Raw genomic sequence first — 18135 nt, 5'->3', positions numbered from 1 at the left:
ACTTTTATGAACAGAAAGTATCTGATTGCAGCTATTGCAGTCATAGTTATAATAGGCATCTGTGCATTTGCACTGACAAACACAAATACATCTTCGGGAGATGCGTCTGTCAATGTTGATGCAAGTGCACTTGAAGATATGGGAAATATTGTAGTAAACGGCAGTGATGAATCAAAAGAGAAAGGACTTATTTCATCAAGTGCCAGTGATTTGAATTCTATTTTAGTAACCAATAGCGGTAAACTGACATTGAAAGATGCAATCATCAACAAGACAGGAGACACAGCTACTTCAGGTGACGATGCTGACTTTTACGGAGTTAATTCAGCTGTTCTTGTAAATACCAACGGTACTCTGGACATCTCAAATGTTGAAATCAACACAGATTCCAAAGGTTCCAACGGTATTTTTGTAACAAACTCAGAGGCTTCAACATCATCATCAAGCGGAAATGCATCTGGTGACGGCGCTTCCCAGGGTGGAAGTCAACCTCCTGAAGCGACTGGAAACGGCGGAGGCTCACCGGCAGGAAATGGAAGTCAACCTCCTGAAGCAACTGGAAACCAACAGGGCGGAGATGGAGGACAGCCTCCTGAAATGCCATCAGGTGAAGGAGGTCAGGCTCCTGGAAACGGCGGTGCAGACCCGTCAGGTGCAAGTGACGTCAGCGGCCACACAGAAGCCACCATCAAAAACGTTAAAATCACAACCCACTCCGACAAGTCAAGAGGACTTGACGCCACATACAAAGGAATAATCAATGCTGAAAACGTTATCATCAATACTGACGGTCAAAGCTGCGCTGCACTTGCAACAGACCGTGGAGAAGGTGAAGTGCATGTTAAAAACTCAGAGATAAACACAGGAGTAAGCAAACAAAGCGGAAGAGGTTCACCTTTAATCTATTCTACAGGAAACATTACTCTTGAAAACTCAAAAGGTACATCATATGTATCTCAGATTGCATGTATCGAAGGTAAAAACTCCATTGAAGTTACAAACTCTGATTTAACCGGTTATGCAGAAGGAAACCGTCAGGACGGAAGTGAATATGTTGATTTAGGAGGCGTATTCATATACCAGTCCATGAGCGGAGACGCTGATGTTGGAACTTCACTCTTTACTGCTAAAAACTCCAAACTGTCAATAGCTTCCGACTCATCAGTGTATAAGGACGCTCCTATGTTTCATGTAACAAACACAGCATGTGTAATTAACCTTGACAATACCGAGTTAAGCTTTGGAAGCGGAGTATTTTTAGAAATAGCAGGTCAGAACCAGTGGGGAACAACCGGATCCAACGGAGGAGTTGCTGAGCTCAACACAGACAATGAAAAAATAGAAGGCAACGTTATTGTTGATGAAATAAGTTCTCTTAACTGGACCATGAAAAATACTGAGTTTAAAGGTGCTGTCAACTCAACCGGAAACACTACCGTTAATGTAGCTGAAGGTTCAACATGGACACTGACCGGTGACAGTACAGTTTCATCCCTTGCTGTTAAAGGAAACATCGAATACAGTGACTATTCAATTACAGTAAACGGGCAAAAATACGACAGTTCAAATCCTTTTAAAGGTTAGGAAAGATTAATTCTTTCCTAAATTCTATTTTTTAATGAAATCTGAATTTTAAATTAGATATGAAACTATTTTTAAAATCCAAAAAAAAAGAAAATCAATATCTAAAAAGATATTGACTATTATTTATTGTTTAGCTGGTTTTTTAACTCTTGAATTTCAGCTTTAAGTATAGAATTCTCACTAACAACCTGTTCATTTTCACTACGAAGCTGAGAATTCTCACTAACAACCTGTTCATTTTCACTAGCAAAAACCTCAAGTTCCTGCTTTAACTCACGGATTTTGTTTTCTGAAATAATTTCAGTTTCAAATTTGCCTATTACTTCATCTTCTGTTTCATTATTTATCATTTCCATTAACTCCTGAAATTCATCTTCATCATCAAAATATGCATCAATCATTGCAGTAATAACTGAATACAAAACATATTCAAGCTTTTTAGGTTTATTTTTGATTTTTTTGTATAACGATACTACCTGCCTTATAATTGCACGCGCATTATCTCTTGGAGCAAACAAAACAATTATTCCCAAATTAAGAGCATTGTTGATAGTTATGCTCTCTTCATGGTAATTAATTATATTGCTCACATTACTTAATCTTTTGATTATTCTGAGGACCTAAATCAAGAAACATTAGTTTTGTGGAATAAGTTAGTGTTCTTTTGTATTCTTTAACTGATTTTTCTTCATTTAAATGTGAAGCAATCACATTTAAAGGAGGCAATCTTTCATCAGAAATTTGCTGAATATTATAATCTCCAATTATAATAATTTTAGAATCATCGCCCAGTGTGGACTGGTGTTCCAAGTTAACCACTGCAGATTCAAATAACTCTTTGAAATCAGGGTCAACAACATATGATGCATCCATCTCCAAAACTTTACCGTTTTTACGGCGTACTTTGACATTGGATTTTCTCCTAAAAATGCCCGGAATTTCAAGTTCCTCATGCAATTCTTTAGCATATTCATTATACATAATTCCAAAGGCAAAATCAAACGGATTGTTGATTCTACGTTTTCTTATCATTTATTTTGTCTCCACATAATTGAATTATGTAGATTTACGAACAATGGCTAAAGTCGACTTATGGTTTTAACTAAATCTACAACAATAGTATGGAAATTATTTTAAAAATAGCTTTTTGAAGTGCGAAAAATCACAAAAGCACACATATGATAAATTAAAATGGGACATTATATAAACTTCATTACTAATTAAAAATCCGATTAGAGATTAAAAAACGTTTTATAAATTAATTTCAAAAAAAAGACTTAACAACTGCCACAGTAAAATTATTAAAAGGTAGGAAAGAAGGATTCTTTCCTAAATTCTATTTTTTAACAGTTTTTACCTGCATCATATACTTTTTTAAGCACATCTCCTTGTGATTTGACATTACCTAATACTTCAAATACTTCTTTAATTGTCGGATTTTTGGCAAATCCTATAAAGCTTTTAAGTCCGGTCAATGCATCACCGCAGGAACTTCCGGCTGCCATTATGATATAGAAATCCTTGTTTTCAAGGTGTCTGAATATAGGATAGCATCTGTCGAAAAACATCTTAAGGGTTCCGCACATCTCAAAGTAATACACAGGAGTCGCATAGACGATTACATCAGCAGCCATCATGTCATCAAGAATTTCAGCAATGCCGTCATCCTGAAAACACTTCATCTCAGGAGTCTTGCATTTGTAGCAGGCCTTGCATGATGAAAATTCAATGTCTTCCAGGAAATATTTTACAGCATCGTTTCCGCCGTCAATTGCTCCTTTTACAAACTCATCACATAATGTATCTGAGTTCTGGCCTTTTCTTGGAGATGAGCTTATTACGACTACTTTTTTACTCATTTTCAATCCATTCCTTTGCTTTTGAGACATTACCCATGAATCTCATGCCTTTTGCAAAATCAAGTTCAGGATAAGTATTCTGAAGGTCGCTTACGCATTTGTCGATTCCGGATCCTCCGGATGTGCAGAATGCCTTGATGGTTTTTCCGTTCAAATCAACGCTTTCTATGAATGTGTTTATGATTGTAGGTGCGGTATACCACCATACCGGAAAGCCTATTACTACAGTATCATAAGCTGAAACGTCACATGTTTCTTCTATTGGAGGTCTGAATGATTTGTCGTTCATCTCGATTGTTGATCTGGAATTTTTGTCCATGTAGTCCAAATCGGCAGAAGTGTATTTTTCAACCGGTTTAATTTCAAAAATATCATATCCGTTTTCACCAGCAATTTTTTCGGCAACATTTCGGGTTACTCCGCTGGCTGAAAAGTAAGTTACTAATACATTGCTCATTTTATCACCTAATTTAAATTAGAATATCCTAATATATAATTGTTTACATTCGCAACAATTAGTCCTGAGAGCAATATTTTTTGAACTGATTATATTGAAGATAGGTTGAATTAAAATGAAATTATATCAAAAAAGATTGTGTTTAATCAATCGGATTTTACTTTAACATCACAGATATTTGAAATCTGATTTGATTAAATACTGGGATATATATGCACAGGTGAAATTTAAGTGAAAAATCAAAAATTAGAATGTTAAAGTGAAATCAAATTTTTTGAAAAAGACAATATTTCACGTTTAAAGAGATTTAACAAAGTTAAAGCAATTTTAAAATTTTTTAAAAAAAAATATTCAAACCAAACTACTAAAAATAGCATTGGCAAATTCATATGCCTTTTTTACATCATCATCATTAATAATTTTGACAATGTCATAATCAACATCTTTTCTTAATTCTTTGAAATTAAAAAAATCAGTTGAAAGATTATGCTGATTTAATCTTCTTAATGCAACGACAATAGCAAGATGAGAACTTGATTCATCAGTGTAGTCATCCAAACTATCATATTCCCCATGCACCAATATCCACTCTTTTGCATGCAAATAACTGGCAAAATATAACCTATTTATTACAGTTCTATTTATGCATTGAAGATCATATAATTCAGAGCGGAATTGATGATTATTAAGATAATCTGCTAAATCCAATAGATGTTCAGGCACAAATGCATGAACCATTGAATCACTCCAATTGAGTAAGAATAGTGCATGAATTATTGAAAATATACATTAAACCTTCCCTTTTAGAAAATTCAAGAGATTCATCACCAATAATGTGTGTAACTTTATGTATTTTCTCAAATGACCAGTCATTTGGAGCCACAATATTGAATGTAGCCATAGAATCCCAATCATGTTTATTCTTTGGTTTAAAATATACTTCGCCTAAACCATGTTTTTTGCTTAATTCAGTTAAAAAATTTTCAAATTTTTCTAAATCGCAGTCATCGAAAGGCATATTAGGATTAAAAATATGTTCCCGATCCATTTTATAATTTAACATGAAAACACCATTTAATTATAATTCAACTACCTAATACTGGAATTAATATAATTCACCGCCAAATAATTATTTAATTTAAAAATATATAAATTTAACTAATTTAAAAATAAAAATAAGAACAATTTAATCAAATTACAACAATTTAACGAAATGACAACAATTTTACATTTTTGAAAAAATAACTTCCTACAAAAAAATTTACACAAGCACACATTAAAGTCAAATATGAATTTCATCCCAAACATTATAAACACAAAAAACTCAAAATATGCTAAAAAATCATGTTTTTCCAATCAGAACAGCTTGACGCATTAAACGCAATATAAAACATAATTTGAATTAACAAAGATTATAAACTAACAAAAACAAAATAATAATATTATAAATTAATGAAGGTAATATAAAATGTCAAAACCTGTTGTTGCAATAACTAGGCCAAAAGATAGGGCAAAAAAGGCTTGTGAGATTGTAGAAAAGCTGGGCGGAACACCCGTTATGGCACCTACACTTGACCTTCAGCCTGTCAACAGCGAATCATTAAAAAATCTTGTAGCCAGAAAAGACGACCTGGACTGGATCATATTTACTTCTCCAACCACAATCGTTTCTCTAAACAAGTTCTATCCGGATTTTATTAAAACTCTTGACTGCAAGCTGGCAGTTATCGGAAATAAAACCGGAAAACTGGCTGAAAAAAATGGGCTGACTGTTGATTTGATGCCTGATGATTTCACTGCTGAAGGACTTATTGAAGAGTTTAAAAAACGTGGAATTACCAAAAAAACCATAGGAATTCCAAGAACTGCTTCTGCAAGACCAATTTTGCCTGAAGAGCTTGAAAAACTTGGAAATGAAATAATACTTGCCGAAGCATACAAGTCACTCTTTCCGATGGATGAAAAATCAGTAAAAGAACTCATCTCAAAAATTGAAAACAAAGAGATTGATGCAATAACATTCACAAGCCCTCTGACCGTTGAAAACTTCTTTAAAATAGCTGATGACAAACGTAAACTGGCTGAACTGTTAAACGACAATTTACTTACAGTTTCAATAGGTCCTATTACTGCAAGGGTTCTTGACAAATATGATGTTGCCTACATCCACCCGGATACCTATACAGTTCCGGACATGATGGAATTATTATTTAAGAGATGGAGAGAAAGCAATGAATGATAAAATAAGCATTATTTTACCGATTTTTAATGTTGGACCTCACCTTAAAGGAGGTATTGACTCTCTTATAAATCAGACAATCGGAAAAGAAAATCTGGAAATAATCATGGTTAACGACTGCTCAACCGACGGGTCTGATAAAATCATAGATGAATATGCTGAGAAATACGATTGCTGCCGTGCAATTCATCATGAAACCAACAGCGGAGGCGCACATACTCCAAGAAATACCGGAATTGAAGCTTCAACCGGTGACTATATCATGTTTTTAGACCCTGATGACAGGTATGTTCCTGACGCATGCGAAAGACTTTACAATGCCGTTAAGGAAAATGACGTTGATTTGGCATTTGCACGTTTCAAAAGAATATTCGAATACGGAGGATATGTTCAGGAATCATATTCACCTTATGAAGCGGATCTTGAAAGCGCATATCCCGGCGAGACCTTTGAGTCTGCAAACTTCCTTGACATTCCAGATGTCATCTGGGACAATGTCGTTGAAAGGGTTCTCTACGGAAAAACCCTGGAAGTAACCTATCCGAGAGACGGACCAATCGATACAATCAGTGTTGACAATATCGAGCAGGAACCTGACCTTTTAAAAATTCAGCCTTCAGTATGGTGTAAAATCTATAGAAGGGAACTGATTATGGACAATGACCTGCGCTTTAAAAAGTTCGTTACCGGAGACGACATGGCATTTACCCTTGAAGCACTTTTAAATGCAGAAGGAATCGTATATCTCAACAATTACTTCAGTTACGACTACTACATAAGAGACCTGCCTAACGACAAGTCAATTACCAACAACGTTAACGTTAGACTTCTTGATGAGCTGATGGAAGCCTACATTTACTGCAGAAAGAAAACTGAAGGATTTTCAAAAGAGGTTCAGACAGTATCACTCAATCCGCATCTGCTTCACTGGATGCATACATGGAAAACCTCTCCATTTACAAAAGAAGAAAACAGACTGCTGCTTAAAAAAGTAAACAAACTTAAAAAAATACATAAAGGCGATTTAAAAACCAGAATGCTGATGAGCTCAATGACAACAGCGATTGAAACCGCCATATATACCGCAAGGGAGTAAAGATTATGAAGGATTATAAATACGTTATTGTAGGAGCAGGACTCTCAGGACTTACACTTGCTGAGAGAATTGCAAATGAACTGGATGAAGAAGTGCTTATTATTGAAAAGCGTGACCATATCGGAGGTAACGTCTATGACTTTTATGACAACGGACTTCTGATTCAGAAATACGGACCTCACATCTACCATACCAATGAAAAGAAGGTTCACGATTACTTGTCACAGTTTACTGAATGGAACGATTACGTTCACAGAGTCCTGAGCTATGTTGACGGAAAACTTGTACCTATGCCAATCTGCATAGATACCCTGAATGCACTCTACGATTTGGATTTGGATGAAAATTCAATGAAAGAGTGGATTGACAAGCACAAGGAAGATATCGATGAGGTAAAATCCTCTGAAGATGTGGTTTTGAAAAATGCGGGCCGTGACATCTACGAAAAGCTTTTCAAAAACTACACCGAAAAGCAGTGGGGAACATCAGCTGCCAATTTAAGCTCAAGCGTCATTTCAAGAATCCCGTTCAGATTCAATCATGACGACAGATACTTTGCCGATACCTACCAGGGAATGCCTAAGGAAGGATTTACAAAAATGTGTGAAAACATGATTAAATCCGATAAAATCCACGTGGGCCTTAAGGCAGACTACAAGGACTACATTGACAAAATCAACTACGAAACCTTAATATATACAGGCCCTATCGATTACTTTTATGATTACAAATACGGAGAACTCTTATACAGATGCCTGAACTTCGTATATGAAATAGTTGACGAGGATTCATATCAGGACGTTGCAGTTGTCAACTATCCTAATGACCCTTACTTTACAAGGATTACAGAGTTTAAAAAACTTACATGGCAGGAAGTTGAAGGAAAAACTGCAATCATGAGAGAATATCCCGGATTCAACGGAGAAAAATGTTATCCTTATCCTACACAGGAATATCTGGATAAATTCAAATTATATGAAGCTGAAATGGAAAAAGAGGAAAATGTCATCTTTGCAGGAAGACTTGCCAAATACAAATACTACAATATGGATTTAGTCGTTAAAGATGCATTGGAAATCTTTGAAAATCAAATCAAATAGGTGATAGAATGATTACTATCTGGCCACAATATCTAAATAAAAACTTATCCCTAAAAGAAGGACGTAAAATTGCAAAAGAGTATGCTGTTAAAGATCCGGAATTAAACGATATCGAAAGAGCTCTTAAAAGGCTCGGTTTGAAATACAGTATGCAGAAGGAATTTTCATATCCCGGCAAATGGTATGAAAAATCCGGACGTGTCCTTGTTGAATGGGAAGGAACAAAACTTGAACTGTTAAAAGAAGTTAGTTTAAAAATTAAAGAAATAAGAAACTGATTAATATGAAAATACCACAACTAATGCACGAACAGTACCTCGAGGCATGTGAGATTATTAAAAATGCCGAAGACATTAAGGTATACTCCCACATCGACTGTGACGGCATCTGTTCAGGTGCAATCTTATCAACCATACTAGATAGACAAAACAAAGAACATGAAATTGAATTTGTAAATTTAGATGTCCTTGATGATATCGAACTTGACCATGAACTTACAATCTTTTCTGATTTGGGTTCAGGACAGCGCATTGATACCAATGCAGTCAAAGGTCAAAAAATTATCATCCTAGACCACCATCCACCCCTCAGAGATTTAGACTACAGAGATGATAAGGACTACACCTATCTTGAAATCAATCCGATACATCATGGAATTGACGGGTCCTATTATGTTTGCGGAGGAGGATTATGCTATTTTTTAGCCAAGCAATTCGGCTATACTGATTTAAGCTGGATTGGAGTTTTATCAGCTATCGGAGACATGCAGAATACAAAGACAGGTCATTTCGAAGGACTGAATAAGATTATCCAGCAGGATGCAATCGACGGAGGATACCTTGGACTTATAGAAAATGACATAAACATTTATGGAAGAAATACCCGTCCGTTATTTGTTGCACTATCCTATTTCAGCGATGTAAAACTGCCGATTACAAACAACACCACCGAAACCATGGCCATTTTAGAAGAACTTGGAATCGATGAAAAGCATAACCGTAAAACATTGAATGAACTGACACAGCAGGAAAAAGGAAAACTCTTCCAGAAACTTGTTGAGATGATTTCAAAGGCGGTTCCGGGAAAATATGTTCAGTACATTCCCCAGCTTATTATCGGAGATTCATATACATTCCTCAAAGAAGATGAGAACAGTTTTTTAAGAGACGGATCTGAATTTTCAACCGCAATGAATGCATGCGGAAGAAACCACGAAGAAAAAATTGCCATGGAAGTGCTGAAGGGCGACCGTTTCGTTGCATTGGATGAACTGGAAGCAGTAAGCAAAACTCATAGGTATAATCTGGCAACATCAATCGCCAGAGTAGCTGAAAGCGATGAAACCAACATCATAGAGATGGAAAACCTCCAGTATTTTGACGGAGACGGTATAAAACCTGAAATCGTCGGAACAATAACTGGAATGATTTTAGGATACTGCAACTGGAAAAAACCAATTATAGGATTTACCCAAACTGACAGCGACGGACTTAAGATTTCACTTAGATGTTCAAGACTGCTTTCATATGACGGAATTCATTTCGGAAATATCATTCGTGAAATTGCATCAAATGTCGGAGGAAGCGGTGGAGGACATGCCATGGCATGCGGTGCATACATTCCAATTGACAAAAAAGATGAATTTCTCCAACAGTTCAATGATGCACTGGCCGGGAAATTATCAAACTAATTTATATATAATAAGTTTAAAAATATATATTAATCAAGTATAATTGAGGAATGAAAATGATGAAAGCATTTAAAAAAAGAGGTGCACTTACCCATTTTCAAATTTTAAGTGAAATTTCAAAGCAGGACCCGCATCTCAAACAAAAAGATTTGGCTGAAAAACTAGGAATAACCATACAAGCAGTATCTGAGAATATCAAGACCTTAATTGAACTTGGATACATAACCTCCAAAGATGGAAGGTCCCCTTACAAAATAACTCAATCTGGTATAGATAAAGTTAAAAAGGATGCTATAAGTTTAAGGAAATACTCTGATTCTGTTTTAGAAACCATGAATCATTATAAAACCATTTGGCCAGCGATTGCAAAAGAAGAACTTAAAAAAGATGACATCGTTGGATTATTCATGGAAAATGGAGTATTATACGCTCATAAAAAAGAAGAAAATGCTACCGGTGTTGTTTTAGACGATGCTGAAGCGAATATGGACGTAGCACTAACCAATTTGACAGGTATTATTGACATGGCTGTTGGTGAAGTGACAGTAATTAATGTTCCAACAATAAAAGACGGAGGATCAAAATCATGTGATTTAGACCTCATTAAAAATGTCTATGACAAAGGAACAAATACTGGAAAACCTATTGATAAAGTTGCTGTTGCAGGTACTGTTTCACGTGCAGTAGTTAAAAAATTAGGCTTACCAATTGATATTGAGTTTGCTGCTCCTCAAGCAAGTGCAAATGCGGCACGTAAAGGCTTAAATGTTCTTGCAATTTGCGTTGGAGATATGAGCAAAGCGTTTACAAGAGAGCTAGAGAACGAAAAAATCAAATACAATATTATTGATGGTGGAAAATAATTAATTTTCACCCAATTTCCTTAATAATGCTGCAGCTATTTTCTCAGAAGAAATATCTGCAGAAGACTTCTTTTTTATTATTTTAATATATTTTTCTAAATTATCAATTTTAATTGAATTTAATGAATCATCCAAAATTCGATTTAATTTAATGTTTTCAATTTCTGCATCACTGGGAATTTTCTTTTGTGTGATTTTGCCTTTGCTTTGCTTATTGATATTGTTAAAGTTTGCAAAATCTTCTTTTGAAACCAATGTTAAAGCACAGCCGCTTTTTCCTGCACGGGCAGTTCTGCCGATTCTGTGGATATATGAATCATAGTTCTGGGCAACGTCATAGTTGACAATAAAATCAAGATTTGAGATGTCAAGACCACGGGCAGCCACATCGGTTGCAACCAGGAAACTGACATTTCCGTTTCGAAACTTGTTCATTACCCTGTCACGGGTCTTCTGAGTCATGTCTCCATGCAAAGCTTCTGATGAATAGCCATTCTTTTTCAGGCGTTTAAAAACAAAATCAACTCCTTTTTTGGTATTGCAGAATATAAGCGCTGATTTTATGGCATATACTTCAAATAATTTTGTCAAGTCATCAAACTTATATTTGTGATTTGTCATGAAGGCGTGCTGTGTGATTTTTGGAATGTTTTCCTTTTTGTTGGAAACTTTTATAAATTTAGGATTATTCTGATAATTTTTGGCTATTTTTCTGATTTCTGTTGGCATTGTAGCTGAAAAAAGCATAGTCTGTCTTTGGCGAGGAGTACTTTTAAGTATTGTTTCAATATCATCCCTAAATCCCATATCCAACATTTCATCTGCTTCATCAAGAACAACACTTTCAACTCCAATAAGGTTAAGGTTTCCACGTTCGATATGATCAATTACCCGACCTGGAGTGCCGACAACAATATGAACTCCTTTTTTAAGAACTCTTGTCTGCTTTCCTATTGGCTGACCGCCGTAAACTGCAAGTACCTTAAGTTTTTTGACATATTTGCCGAGTTTGGAAATCTCATCGGCTACCTGAAGGCAAAGCTCCCTGGTGGGACATAGGATAATTGATTGAGGAGATCTGTCTGGAATAAACAGCTTTTCAAGAACAGGTATTGCAAAGGCAATTGTTTTTCCGGAACCTGTTTGTGCCTGGCCGGTAATATCTCTTCCCGCCAATCCAAGAGGAATTGCCATTTCCTGAATTGGAGTGGTCTTTTCAAAGCCCATATCGCCGATGGCATTTTTAATTTCATCTGAAATGTTAAAATCATCAAAATTCATCATTATTAATATTTTAAAAAATAGCTATTTAAAATTTAAGGTGGACTGGTAGGTTTTCTCGGGAAATTCATGAAGATACCTGAATATTTCATCAGGATCGTTTAAAATTCCATTGGCAGAAGTTCTTTTTTTGAAAATGTCCATGAGTTTGCCCTCATCGGGACTTGGAAGGGAATAAGAGTTTGCATATTTTTTAATGTAGGTCTCTTTGAGGCCGGGGAAATTTTCATCAAGCTTTGAGTAGAAATACTCTCTGTTGCCGTCCCTTAATGTCAAGCCCATTCCAAAGCACAGTATTCCTTTAACATTCGATTCAATGCAGTAATCTATAATCCGGCCAATATTATCTTCGGTGTCGTTAATGTATGGAAGAATCGGACACAACCACACGATTGTTGGAATTCCGGCATCACTCAGCTTTTTTAGGACATCAACACGCCGTGAAGTAGTGCAGACATTTGGCTCCAGTATGCTAGACAAATCATCATCTGATGTAGTCAGAGTCATCTGAACTACCGCCTTAGATTTTTCATTGATTTTCAAAAGCAAATCCAGATCCCTTAAAACCAGGTCTGATTTGGTGATGCATGTAAATCCGAATCCGTATTTATATATCATCTCCAGTGCCCTTCGCAGATATTTAAGATGGCCTTCAAGAGGAACGTAAGGATCTGTCATTGCACCTGTTCCAATCATTGACGGCGTTTTTTTGATTAGCTCCTTTTTAAGAAGTTCCAGGGAATTCTGCTTAACCTCTATATCTTCAAAGTCATGGTCCATGTTATAGACATCGCTTCTTGAATCACAGTAGATGCATCCGTGGGTGCATCCTCTGTAGAGATTCATTCCGTTGTCTTTGGACAGTATGCTTTTGGATGTGACATAATGCATGAGATTACTTTTAGATTACTTTGTATTTAAAATCTCACAGAGCGCATGACAAGTAATAAGTATTTAAAATGACAAAATCTAATTATGGAACAAAAAAACATTACTGGATATGAAAAAGAATATGAAAGCAAACAGCATCCTGACATTAAAGGTGTTCAAATAATCGAAGGTAAAAACAATTTCCCAATCAGCTGGTTGAATCAGCAAGGATATTGTGAATACCAGATATATCTCGAATACATGAAAGGTATAGAAACACCATCCACACCTGAAATGACACATGGAAGCGACATCCACCACCAGCTTGAAGACATCTTCAAACAAGACTCAACACCTTCAACATTTGAAGATGCAGTTGAAGCGTCAAAAACTGATGCATCAATGTCAAGGGAAGTCTTTGTAATAGCTCCAGAATACGGAATAAGAGGCCACATCGATGAAATATGGATGAAACCTGATGAAATCGTGATAATCGATGACAAACCTGGACGTACACCATATATATCCACAATGAACCAGGTCAGAGCATACTGCCTTGCATTTAAAAGCATGACTGGCGATGAAAGGAAAATGAAAGCAGCATTAAGAGAAAGAGGAACCGACAACCTGTTCTGGATTGAAATATTCACACCTGAAGTGGAAAAGGAAATCAAATTCACAATTGAGAGAATGCAGGGACTTCTTGACGGAACAAAACCGTTCGTTCCAACCAAAAACGCAAACAAATGCAGATCCTGCAGATACAAACGTTACTGTGAACACTACAAGAAAGAATAATCATGAACAAACAGAAAATATCCATTATACTGCTGATAATCTTTTTAGTAACAATCGGCCTTACAATAGCCAATGCGCTTTTAGCTGATTCAAACAGCATTGAAAAGAAAAGCGGAAGCCTTACTATTGGCGGGAAAACAGTGCACTATGACAATGCAGGCAAATGCGTCGATGTCATTGACGGCAATACCATTCAGGTTTACGGAGTGGGCAGAGTCCAGCTGACACAGATAAAAACAGATGCAACAAACAGCAATGCGGAAAAATTCGTCAAGGATGCATGCCTTGGAAAAACAGTTTATCTTGATATTGACGATAAGCAGCCACAGGACAGATACGGAAGGACATTGGCTATTGTATACACTGATACAACAGATGTAAACAAAGAGCTGATTGACCAGAAACTAGCTGAAATATCTTATTTCGAACCAAGTGAGTTTAAAAAGGGTGAAGTTTAAATTACCCTGTTTAAACCTAAATAAATTTTATTTTTCTTGTATACTTTTTCTAAAATCTCATTCCATTCTTCAACGCTTATTCTGCCCTTATTCGGGATGAGATTATCAAGTGATGATTCATTTAAATTTAAAATGTCTGCAAGAACATATGACAATGTTCTGCCGGTTAAAGACAACTCATAAGGATCATAGCCTGTAACGGCCAAAATCCACACATTATCTTTAGAAGCACTATTGTACTCCCGTCTCAGTGCATCAAACCAACCGGCTATTTTTATATCCTCATCTCCAAGACCAGAACCTATAGAGATGTAGTAGTCCTCGCCTGAAAATTCGATATTTTCACAGGCAGTTTTTATTTTTTCTTTAAGCTCGGGAGAATCTATGTCAAGCTCATACTCATTATTTGTGATGGTGTCAGAGACATAGTTCTCAATTTCTTTAACGTTTTTAAAATAACCGATCGGTTCAAGTCTATCAGGGTCTCTATCACACAAATCAAAGATTAAATCCTCATCAACATCACAGATTTCATATCCGTCAAGCTTATGGGATTTATATTCCTTGAAATCAATACAATAGTTTTCTAAATCTTCCTTATTTAAGTACCAAAGAACTTGAACCTTTTTTATCATAATACTCTTAATTTATAGCGTTAACAACGACAGTACGTGTAATATTACCAAACAGTCTGTCAGTGTTCATTATTCTGCCGATTAGCCAATCGAAGATGATTGGTATCCAGTATATTTTAGTGACATTACGTACGATAGCCTGTGCCCAATTCATATATGAACCGTTTTTAGACCTTACTTCAAGATAAAGTAATGCTTTACCTACAGTTGCTCCTTTAGCTTTTTCACAAAGGACAAAGTAAAAGAATCCTAAAACAGGAGCTATATAAGGGAAATATGCATATACTGAAGAAATTTCTGTAGGATTTATTGTCAGGGACAGCAAATATGAAATTATTGCCATTACTGCAGATACTATAAAGAAGTCAATTATGTATGCAAATATTCTTCTGGAAAAAACTGATGCCATTTTATCACCTTAACATACTCTAGGAACCGGGTCAGCGATAGGTGCTTCGAGAATTCTTTCACCGCCAATAGGAGTGTTGACTACAACATAATCTCCTTCAACCACTTCGCCGATTATAGCTGCATTTTCACCATATTTTTCGCCTTTGATGGCTTCAAGGATTTCTTCAGCCTTATCGGCTTTAACTCCCATTACAACTTTACCTTCATTAGCTACTTCAAACGGATCTATGCCTAACATTTCAGATACTGCATGAACCTCTTCTCTGATAGGAATTGCATCCTGTTCAAGGACGACACCAACTCCTGCTTTTGAAGCCATTTCATTGATTGCATTTGCAAATCCTCCACGAGTAGGGTCTTTCATAGCAGTAACTCCCCCGATATCTAATGCTTTTTTGATAATATTCCACATTGGAGCAACATCAGATTTCAAATCAGTGTCAAAACCGAATCCTTCCCTGAATGACATCAAACTCATTCCGTGGTCACCTAAACTTCCTGTGACAATGATTTTATCACCGACCTCCAATGTTGAGTCACGAATCACTTCACCTTTTTTAGCTATACCTATACCGGTGGTTACCATTACAATTCCATCGATTTTATCCTGAGGCATTACTTTGGTATCTCCTGTGATTACAGCCACATCAACTTCCTGACAGGTTTCATTCAGGGATTTTATGATTTTATCCAGATCATCTATTGGAAATCCTTCCTGCATAATGATTGCATTGGAAATAGCAAGAGGACGTGCACCCATTACAGAAACATCATTTATTGTTCCTGCTGCGGAAATTCTACCAATGTCTCCGCCAGGGAAAAACAACGGATCGATTGTGTGACCATCAGTGGTCATAACAATTTCCCAGTCATCTAAAGGAATGGAAGCTCCATCATCTAATGCATCTAAGCTAATTCCACCATTTACGCTTTTTTTAGTGATATTATCCAATATTGTGCTGGCAATTAAATTTGCCATAACTTCTCCGCCAGCACCATGATTCATACTAATTTTATCGTCTGACATTATATCTCCTAAATTAATTATCAATATAATAATTTATTAAAACAAGTATATAATTTTAGTTAATTTAGTTAAAAAAAATAGAAAAAAAGAGTGGAATTAAATTAAAATTCCGTTGATAATACCATCTTGACCAGGTCTAGATGTAACTTTTGCATTACCTTCCGGAGTTTCTACAATAGCCCCTTTGGTAATGATGTTCCTTCTTACGTAGTTAGGGTTTGCGGTGTTTTCTACTACCCCAAGAATGTCGACTACTTGGGTTTTACCATTAGCATCTGTAACGTTGATTTTGTTACCGGAAGCTAATCTTAGTTTTTCGTTTCCGCCACGGGTTCTGATTTTTCTTAATTTTTTTTCATCTAACCTAGTTTCAGCTGGGTCTCTTCCTAATTCGGATTTCCTTTTTCCACGGTTTGCAACATTTCTTGCACCGGATGGACTTCTAGTTGATTTTCCTTGAGAAATTGCCATTATTTCACCTAATAAATATAATTAATAATATAATAATCGCAGCCTTTAAGTCTCTTTTCAATTAAAGCTATTTGCAAGATTAATAATAGTTTAATTTTTGAGAGCAAAAAAGAGCCTTAAAGAATAATGATAATTAAATATTAATTTATCATTATATATAAATGTTTTATTTTTCAGCAAAAAATAGTAAAAATCAGGATTTGTGAGATGAAATAAATTCATCAAGGAGTTTATCAAAATCCTCTTCGGAAAGGTTCTCATCAGAAGCCGCTTTTAGGATTTTTTGAATTTCCTCTTCTGAAACCTTATCTCCAAGGTAGTCCAAAAGCAGTTGCCTTAAATCTTCATCATCAATGTAGGCTTCACCATTTTCAGACATTTTGTGGGATTTTTCATCTTCATCATAAACATAATATGGTATTTCTTCCACACTACCACCTAATCAAAATCAGGGAATTCATAATAAACAATTTCATAAGGGTCATCATCAAAATACCATTCATTCGGCTCGGTGATTTCATCATCATCGTCTTCATCGAATATTACAACCTCTGTGCCGTCATCCAATACCAGATCACCGTCTTCTTCGCCTTCAACCTGAATTACGATATTGACGTTTTCACCTAATGATTCAACATCAATTCCAAGCTCATCCAAATCTATTTCAATTTCTCCATCCTTGATAGATTCTTCAGGTACAACAATAACAATTTCATCAGCAGAATCAATATTGATTTTTTCATTATCCATGATATCACTCTAATTAATCATTATTGTTAATCCTATTTAAAAGTTATTTAAAAAAAAAATAAGGAAGATGTAACTAAATGTTACAATCTACAAGAAAGTTCAAATTTGGGATTCCGAAACTGTTTTTGCATCTTAAAGAGCAGATATTGGAATCTTCAACGAACATTTTGAATGACAGGCAGTCTCCGTCACATATTATGCCTATCTGAACGTTTGCACTTTCCAGACATTTTTTGGATACATTGAATACTTCAGATGCTTTATCAACTAAAACTGAAGTTGGCATGTTATTCTTGTCCATATTCAAAAAAATACCTTCGGAAATGCAGTAGTTTGCACTATATCCGTTTTTGCCGTCGATTTTGCCAACGAATGTATCGTTGAGCTCATCGTAACTCGAAATTAATCTTTCCTTTTTCATGTTATCAACTCCATACCATACTATATACAACATAACATATATTAAAAGTCCAAGAGCATTTGAGAAGTAATATTGAGTATTTTTAACCTAAATTAAGTGATTTCAGGGCAATAAAATTGTTATTA

The 18135-nt window shown here is 35.7% G+C and carries 24 protein-coding genes; 9 read left to right on the top strand and 15 right to left on the bottom strand.

The window, feature by feature from the left end; translation table 11 throughout:
- The first annotated feature begins 6 nt into the window (after positions 1-6).
- Positions 7-1584, top strand: a complete 1578-nt coding sequence (locus tag QZN33_RS00455; protein WP_296788221.1) for a hypothetical protein — start codon at positions 7-9, stop codon at positions 1582-1584.
- Positions 1585-1703: 119 nt separating this feature from the next.
- On the opposite strand, the gene QZN33_RS00450 is transcribed toward QZN33_RS00455, so the two are convergent.
- From QZN33_RS00450 to QZN33_RS00425, 6 genes are all read right to left on the bottom strand, one after another.
- Positions 1704-2174 carry a hypothetical protein gene (locus QZN33_RS00450; protein ID WP_296788215.1) on the bottom strand — a complete coding sequence of 157 codons (471 nt, stop codon included), beginning with the start codon at positions 2172-2174 and terminating at the stop codon, positions 1704-1706.
- A gap of 1 nt (position 2175) precedes the next feature.
- A complete protein-coding gene (locus tag QZN33_RS00445) occupies positions 2176-2616 on the bottom strand; it encodes a hypothetical protein (protein ID WP_296788212.1) in 441 nt (146 codons plus the stop codon).
- Between the two features lie 311 nt (positions 2617-2927).
- Positions 2928-3443, bottom strand: a complete 516-nt coding sequence (locus QZN33_RS00440; RefSeq protein WP_296788209.1) for a flavodoxin family protein — start codon at positions 3441-3443, stop codon at positions 2928-2930.
- Positions 3436-3900: a flavodoxin gene (locus tag QZN33_RS00435; RefSeq protein WP_296788206.1), complete on the bottom strand. Its 465-nt coding sequence runs from the start codon at positions 3898-3900 to the stop codon at positions 3436-3438. The genes QZN33_RS00440 and QZN33_RS00435 overlap by 8 nt, the downstream gene beginning before the upstream one ends.
- 351 nt (positions 3901-4251) lie before the next feature.
- The gene (locus tag QZN33_RS00430) at positions 4252-4638 is read right to left on the bottom strand and encodes a hypothetical protein (protein WP_296788203.1); all 387 of its coding nucleotides are present in this window, start codon (positions 4636-4638) and stop codon (positions 4252-4254) included.
- A gap of 4 nt (positions 4639-4642) precedes the next feature.
- Positions 4643-4963, bottom strand: a complete 321-nt coding sequence (locus tag QZN33_RS00425) for a hypothetical protein (RefSeq protein WP_296788201.1) — start codon at positions 4961-4963, stop codon at positions 4643-4645.
- A 405-nt stretch (positions 4964-5368) separates the two neighbouring features.
- On the opposite strand from QZN33_RS00425, the gene QZN33_RS00420 reads away from it, so the two are divergent.
- The 6 genes from QZN33_RS00420 to QZN33_RS00395 are packed head-to-tail and all read left to right on the top strand — an operon-like array spanning position 5369 to position 10888.
- Positions 5369-6139, top strand: a complete 771-nt coding sequence (locus QZN33_RS00420) for a uroporphyrinogen-III synthase (RefSeq protein ID WP_296788199.1) — start codon at positions 5369-5371, stop codon at positions 6137-6139.
- The gene (locus QZN33_RS00415) at positions 6132-7235 is read left to right on the top strand and encodes a glycosyltransferase (protein ID WP_296788196.1); all 1104 of its coding nucleotides are present in this window, start codon (positions 6132-6134) and stop codon (positions 7233-7235) included. Before QZN33_RS00420 ends, QZN33_RS00415 begins: the two co-directional genes overlap by 8 nt.
- Positions 7236-7240: 5 nt before the next feature.
- Positions 7241-8335 carry a UDP-galactopyranose mutase gene (gene glf / locus QZN33_RS00410; protein WP_296788194.1) on the top strand — a complete coding sequence of 365 codons (1095 nt, stop codon included), beginning with the start codon at positions 7241-7243 and terminating at the stop codon, positions 8333-8335.
- A gap of 8 nt (positions 8336-8343) precedes the next feature.
- Positions 8344-8613 (top strand): signal recognition particle subunit SRP19/SEC65 family protein, encoded by a 270-nt coding sequence (locus QZN33_RS00405; protein ID WP_296788192.1) that lies wholly within the window; start codon positions 8344-8346, stop codon positions 8611-8613.
- Positions 8614-8618: 5 nt separating this feature from the next.
- Positions 8619-10025 (top strand): single-stranded-DNA-specific exonuclease RecJ, encoded by a 1407-nt coding sequence (gene recJ, locus QZN33_RS00400; protein WP_296788189.1) that lies wholly within the window; start codon positions 8619-8621, stop codon positions 10023-10025.
- Between the two features lie 59 nt (positions 10026-10084).
- Positions 10085-10888, top strand: a complete 804-nt coding sequence (locus tag QZN33_RS00395) for a winged helix-turn-helix transcriptional regulator (protein WP_296788405.1) — start codon at positions 10085-10087, stop codon at positions 10886-10888.
- On the opposite strand, the gene QZN33_RS00390 is transcribed toward QZN33_RS00395, so the two are convergent.
- Both QZN33_RS00390 and QZN33_RS00385 read right to left on the bottom strand, forming a co-directional pair.
- Positions 10889-12172 carry a DEAD/DEAH box helicase gene (locus QZN33_RS00390; RefSeq protein ID WP_296788186.1) on the bottom strand — a complete coding sequence of 428 codons (1284 nt, stop codon included), beginning with the start codon at positions 12170-12172 and terminating at the stop codon, positions 10889-10891.
- Between the two features lie 21 nt (positions 12173-12193).
- Complete coding sequence (locus QZN33_RS00385) at positions 12194-13060, bottom strand: radical SAM protein (protein WP_296788182.1); 867 nt, start codon at positions 13058-13060, stop codon at positions 12194-12196.
- Between the two features lie 84 nt (positions 13061-13144).
- On the opposite strand from QZN33_RS00385, the gene cas4 reads away from it, so the two are divergent.
- A complete protein-coding gene (gene cas4 / locus QZN33_RS00380) occupies positions 13145-13837 on the top strand; it encodes a CRISPR-associated protein Cas4 (RefSeq protein WP_296788177.1) in 693 nt (230 codons plus the stop codon).
- 2 nt (positions 13838-13839) lie between these two features.
- Complete coding sequence (locus QZN33_RS00375; protein WP_296788174.1) at positions 13840-14295, top strand: thermonuclease family protein; 456 nt, start codon at positions 13840-13842, stop codon at positions 14293-14295.
- Here QZN33_RS00375 and QZN33_RS00370 read toward each other — a convergent pair.
- From QZN33_RS00370 to QZN33_RS00340, 7 genes are all read right to left on the bottom strand, one after another.
- A complete protein-coding gene (locus QZN33_RS00370; protein ID WP_296788171.1) occupies positions 14292-14930 on the bottom strand; it encodes a hypothetical protein in 639 nt (212 codons plus the stop codon). The two genes, QZN33_RS00375 and QZN33_RS00370, sit on opposite strands and share 4 nt — an antisense overlap.
- A 7-nt stretch (positions 14931-14937) precedes the next feature.
- Positions 14938-15339 (bottom strand): RDD family protein, encoded by a 402-nt coding sequence (locus QZN33_RS00365; RefSeq protein ID WP_296788168.1) that lies wholly within the window; start codon positions 15337-15339, stop codon positions 14938-14940.
- 9 nt (positions 15340-15348) lie between these two features.
- Entirely contained in the window at positions 15349-16368 is a 1020-nt protein-coding gene (gene hypE / locus QZN33_RS00360; protein WP_296788162.1) for a hydrogenase expression/formation protein HypE, read from the bottom strand.
- A gap of 96 nt (positions 16369-16464) precedes the next feature.
- Positions 16465-16839 carry a 30S ribosomal protein S8e gene (locus QZN33_RS00355; RefSeq protein ID WP_296788159.1) on the bottom strand — a complete coding sequence of 125 codons (375 nt, stop codon included), beginning with the start codon at positions 16837-16839 and terminating at the stop codon, positions 16465-16467.
- A 193-nt stretch (positions 16840-17032) separates the two neighbouring features.
- Complete coding sequence (locus QZN33_RS00350; protein ID WP_296788157.1) at positions 17033-17269, bottom strand: hypothetical protein; 237 nt, start codon at positions 17267-17269, stop codon at positions 17033-17035.
- Positions 17270-17277: 8 nt separating this feature from the next.
- Entirely contained in the window at positions 17278-17589 is a 312-nt protein-coding gene (locus tag QZN33_RS00345) for a hypothetical protein (RefSeq protein WP_296788154.1), read from the bottom strand.
- Between the two features lie 73 nt (positions 17590-17662).
- Complete coding sequence (locus QZN33_RS00340) at positions 17663-18010, bottom strand: hypothetical protein (RefSeq protein ID WP_296788151.1); 348 nt, start codon at positions 18008-18010, stop codon at positions 17663-17665.
- Positions 18011-18135: the final 125 nt, after the last annotated feature.

This window comes from uncultured Methanobrevibacter sp. (genome assembly GCF_900314615.1).
Taxonomy (GTDB): domain Archaea; phylum Methanobacteriota; class Methanobacteria; order Methanobacteriales; family Methanobacteriaceae; genus Methanocatella.
This window is presented reverse-complemented; position numbering and strand designations above follow the sequence as displayed.